This window comes from Protofrankia sp. Cr1 (assembly GCF_963555865.1).
Lineage (GTDB): Bacteria > Actinomycetota > Actinomycetes > Frankiales > Frankiaceae > Protofrankia.
The window spans coordinates 2,735-7,101 of record NZ_CAUVXO010000160.1; the positions used below are offsets into that span (position 1 = coordinate 2,735).

At 64.0% G+C, this 4,367-nt stretch carries 3 protein-coding genes; 1 reads left to right on the forward strand and 2 read right to left on the reverse strand.

What is annotated here, in order from left to right:
* Nucleotides 1-4: 4 nt before the first annotated feature.
* Nucleotides 5-358: a YbjQ family protein gene (locus U9980_RS14095; protein ID WP_322748091.1), complete on the reverse strand. Its 354-nt coding sequence runs from the start codon at nucleotides 356-358 to the stop codon at nucleotides 5-7.
* A 162-nt stretch (nucleotides 359-520) separates the two neighbouring features.
* The gene (locus U9980_RS14100; protein WP_322768329.1) at nucleotides 521-1,117 is read right to left on the reverse strand and encodes a TerD family protein; all 597 of its coding nucleotides are present in this window, start codon (nucleotides 1,115-1,117) and stop codon (nucleotides 521-523) included.
* A 457-nt stretch (nucleotides 1,118-1,574) separates the two neighbouring features.
* Here U9980_RS14100 and U9980_RS14105 point away from each other — a divergent pair, with 457 nt between their 5' ends.
* Entirely contained in the window at nucleotides 1,575-3,728 is a 2,154-nt protein-coding gene (locus U9980_RS14105) for an MMPL family transporter (protein WP_416210275.1), read from the forward strand.
* Nucleotides 3,729-4,367: the final 639 nt, after the last annotated feature.

Consider the following 4,367-nt stretch of genomic DNA (forward strand, 5'->3'; position numbering starts at 1 on the left):
GTTGTCAGTTTGGTCGTACGACTGCGGCGGTGCCATAGGCGACGATCTCCGCCAGGCCGTTGCCGACATCGGAGGAGTCGAAGCGGACGCCGAGAACGGCGTTGCCACCCAGTTCACGCGTATGTGCGACCAACCGCTCCAGCGCGGTGCGGCGTGCCGCGTCCACGACCTCGGTGTACTGCGGTACTTCGCCGGCGCGAAGCGCCCGTAACCCGCCGGAGATGCCCTTGATCGCACCGACGCTGCGGACGATCAGGCCCCAGCACAGGCCCAGGGTCCGCTCGACGGTAAAGCCGGGAAGATCGAATGTGGTGGAGATCGGCAGATCGATGATCGAATCTTGCGAGGGTTGCGTCATGCGGACATCTTGGCATCCTGAACGGTTTCAGAGCGCCCGGCACCAGGGTTTTGGATCAAGGAATGGGGCTGGGGTGCGTAGATCGCGAGGCGGGGGAGGGAGTCGGCCCGATCGGCCTACCGGGACTGATCAGCGCCCTACCCGCCGCTGCGGGCCAGTCGGTCAGACGTCGAGGCCGTATTCGCGCGCGATGCCCGTCAGGCCGGTGACCCGGCCTTCGCCGAGTGCGCGGAACGTCCAGCCGGTGCCGTCACGGACGACTTCTCCGAACAGCATTGCGGTCTCGGTGGCAGCCTGGGTCGTCAGGTCATAGCGGGCGACCTGGGTGCCACTGTCCGTGTCGAGGACCCGGATGTAGGCGTTGCGGACATCGCCGAAGTTCTGTTGCCGGTCTTCGGCGTGGTAGATGCTCACGGGGAAGACGATCCGGGTGATACTGCGGGACAGCCGGTCGAGACGGATGTCGATCTGCTCGTCATCGGTGCTTTCGCCGGATCCGTCGCCGTCAGCCTCGCCGGTCAGGTTGTCGCCCCGGTGGACGATTTCACTCAGTGGGCTTGACAGGTTATTGAAGTACACGAAGAAGTCCCGTGACGGTGCCCGGCCGTCCGCGGTCAGTGCGATAGCGCTGGCGTCCAGATCGAACTCGGTCGATCCGGTGAGATCCGGATCCCAACCCAGACCGACCGTGATGTGGGTGAGCCCGGTTCCCTTCGAAAGCAGGGCAACCCCGGCGCCACTGCGTCCCCCGATGTCCACAGATTCCTCACCCTCCAGCGGTGTCCGCCGTCCCTGTGGTAACAGAATCACTATGTGCATAGTGTGCGGTCACGAGGCTGTCCGGAATGTGACATGCGTCCCACGGCTGATGTTCCGGGTGTGTCGGGGGTCCAGCGCACCTCGCTCCGCCCGCTGTCGTCACGCGTGGGGGCCGGGGGTGACCGGGGCGAGATCCGTCGGCGCGCCCTCGGCCTGGGCCGCCGCTGCGACCATCCAGCGGGCTTGATCCATTTTCCTCGATGGCGGCGAGGTCGGCGTTGTGTCAGGGTGAGGGTGACGCGGCAGAGCGCTGTCGGGTGATGTGGAAAAGCGGCTCGTGCGGTGCGAACATGATGCATTCGATCAGCACTGCGGGGCCGCGGTGCTGTTTTTTCCAGCGCCAGAGGCGGATATCAACAATTCGGACGGCCTGTCGTCGCGCCCAACGCCTGGAGGAATGGTGTTCGACAGACTCGGCGGGGCCGTCGTCGCACATCCGTGGCGTATCATAGTGGCGTGGGTCGCGGTTGCCGCCTTCATCATAATTCCGTCGCCGAGTCTGACCAGGTTCACATCGAACAACAACTCGTCGTTTCTGCCCGGCTCCTACCAGTCCGTCCAGGCGGAGAACGTGGCTCAGGAGAACTTTCCTGCGATGGCCGGCGCAAGCGGGCTCATCGTGGTGAATCGCACCGACAGCGGCGTGCTCACCACGTCCGACCAGCAGAAGATCTCGGCACTTGCCGCGTCCCTCAGCGGGGCTCATATCCCAGCGGTGACCTCGGTCACGACCTCGGCGTCCCACCTTTCCGGGGACGGGAAGGTCCAACTCGTCCAGGTCGTCTTCGCCGGCCAGCCCGGCGAGCAGGGCCCGAACGCGGCCGTCCCCGACGTGCGGGATCGTACAACGGACTTCCTCGCCGGATCGGGGCTACAGGGTGGCCTCACCGGCAATGCAGCGATCAGTGTCGACAGTACGAATGCTTTTCGGAATGCCGAGAAAATCATCACCGTCGCAACCGTGGTTCTGATTCTCCTACTGCTCGGATTCGTGTTCCGCAGCCCGATTATCGCGGTCCTACCGATAGTGATCATCGGTATCGTCCATCAGATGGCGGAGGCCGTCACCGCGGACCTGGCGGATTGGCTCGGCTTCGTGGTGGGGCCCGAGCTCGCACCGTTGTTGTTGGTGGTGATGTTCGGAGTCGGTACGGACTACATCGTTTTCCTCCTGTTCCGTCATCGGGAGCGTGTTTCCAAGGGTGACGGCGCGCTCGCCAGCCTCCGCTATTCGGTGGTCCGGGTCGGTGAGGTCATCACATCGGCGGCGGCCACCGTGATGGCCGCGTTCGCCGCACTACTGGTCGCCAGCCTGGAGTCGCTCCGAACGCTGGCACCCGGCCTCATCGTGGGGGTCGCGCTGATGCTGTTGGCAGCACTGACCCTGGTGCCGGCCATCATGAGCATCCTCGGGCTTCACCTGTTCTGGCCCGCGTATCCGAAGCCGGCGGATGAGGGACACCGCACCCGTTCAGAGCGGATCGGTGGGCGGGTGGCCAGGCATCCGGCTGTGGTCCTCGGAGTCAGTGGTGGGGCGCTCATTGTGCAGGCGTTCGGGACGCTCGGCTACAAAACCACCTACAACCAGCTGGCTGAGCTGCCGTCCGACACGCCCTCCCAGCAGGCGTACGACACCATGGCGGCGGCATTTCCAGCTGGGTATCTTGGACCAACCCAGGTCTTTGTGACCTCGCCGGCGCCGCCGGCCCATACCGAGGTGAACGCCCTTTCAGCAGCGCTGGCAAGGACCACCGGCGTCGCGACCGTCGTGCCGCCCCAGTACACCCCGAACGGCGGGGCTGCGATGATTCAGGTGCTCCTGACGGACGATCCGTACTCGATCTCCGCCATCGACAACGTGGCGGGTCCGGTCCGGACCACGGCGAACGGGTCGATCCCCGGCGCGACGGTGCTGGTGGGCGGGACGACGTCACAGCTGGTCGATGTCCGTGCCGCGCTGCGTAACGACATGAAGCATGTCTTTCCACTGGCGCTGGTAGCGGTAGCGATCATTCTCGCTCTTCTGCTCCGGACGATCGTGGCCCCGATCTATCTCCTTGCCGGCGTCATCATCACCTATGCGGCGACGCTCGGGACCATTGTGCTCGTCTTCCTGGACGGGTTCGGTTTCACTGGGCTCGACTTCACGATACCGATCATCGTCTACCTGTTTGTGATGGCGATCGGAACCGATTACAATATATTGATTGCATCGCGCCTGCGGGAAGAATTCAATGCAGGTGAAGGACCCAGGAGCGCAGCCCGCCTCGCCATCGAGCACGGGGCACCCGCTGTGTCGGCCGCCGCTCTCGTCCTGGCCGGCACATTCGCCTCGTTGCTCCTGACCGGGATCCAGCTGCTGGAGGAAATCGGTTTGGCCGTCGCCCTGGGCGTGCTGTTGGCCGCAAACGTCCTTGCCACCAGAATCGTGCCCACTCTGGCAGCACTGCGAGGATGGCACTTCTGGTGGCCACACAAGCTACACACACGTACAGCCACGGCCAGGGATGATCCTTTGTCAGCGAAGGAACTGTCCGGCGGGAAACGCTAGTGCGCTGGGCGGCAGCTGGCTCCATCGGGCAGCAGTCGACGTCCCGGAGTCGTCGTGATGATGTTGATCGGTATCCTCTCCGTGCACGAAAAGTACGCCTTGAGCGCCTCGTATGTCAAGTACGTCCCCGTGTAGCACATTTATCGTCACATCCGCCCGATGTCGGATCCGGTTGCGGGCCCGATCGGTGTGGGCGTCGCACCCGATCACCTTCGGACAAAGGTGCCTCTCCGCGCCGGGTCTGGTAGGGTTCGTAGAGTACTCGGCGGTGACGCAGGGTTGCGCCCGTACGAGCTTACCCGTAGAAGCTTACATTGGGTCGAAGTTGGGCTAGGCTGGGAGTCACGCTAGCGCAGAGCTGCGCGAGTGCAGAGTCGTCGTCGAAGGTGACGGGCGCAGGCCCGTGCCGGGCGGTTACGGATAGAAAACTAGAAGTCTCTGTCCTGCTGGCAGGTTGTTCTTGGCGTTCTCGCTGCGGAGATGGCTGCGCGAGTGGTGCCTGTACGCCGGGCGCTCTTAAAGCCGTTCCACTTTTGACCGGCATGAGATTCGGATGAGATGGAGTACGCCTATGGCATCACGGTCGCTTTTTTCGTCACCACAGCCCGCTATCGAGTCCAGGACGTGGCAGCGTCCAGC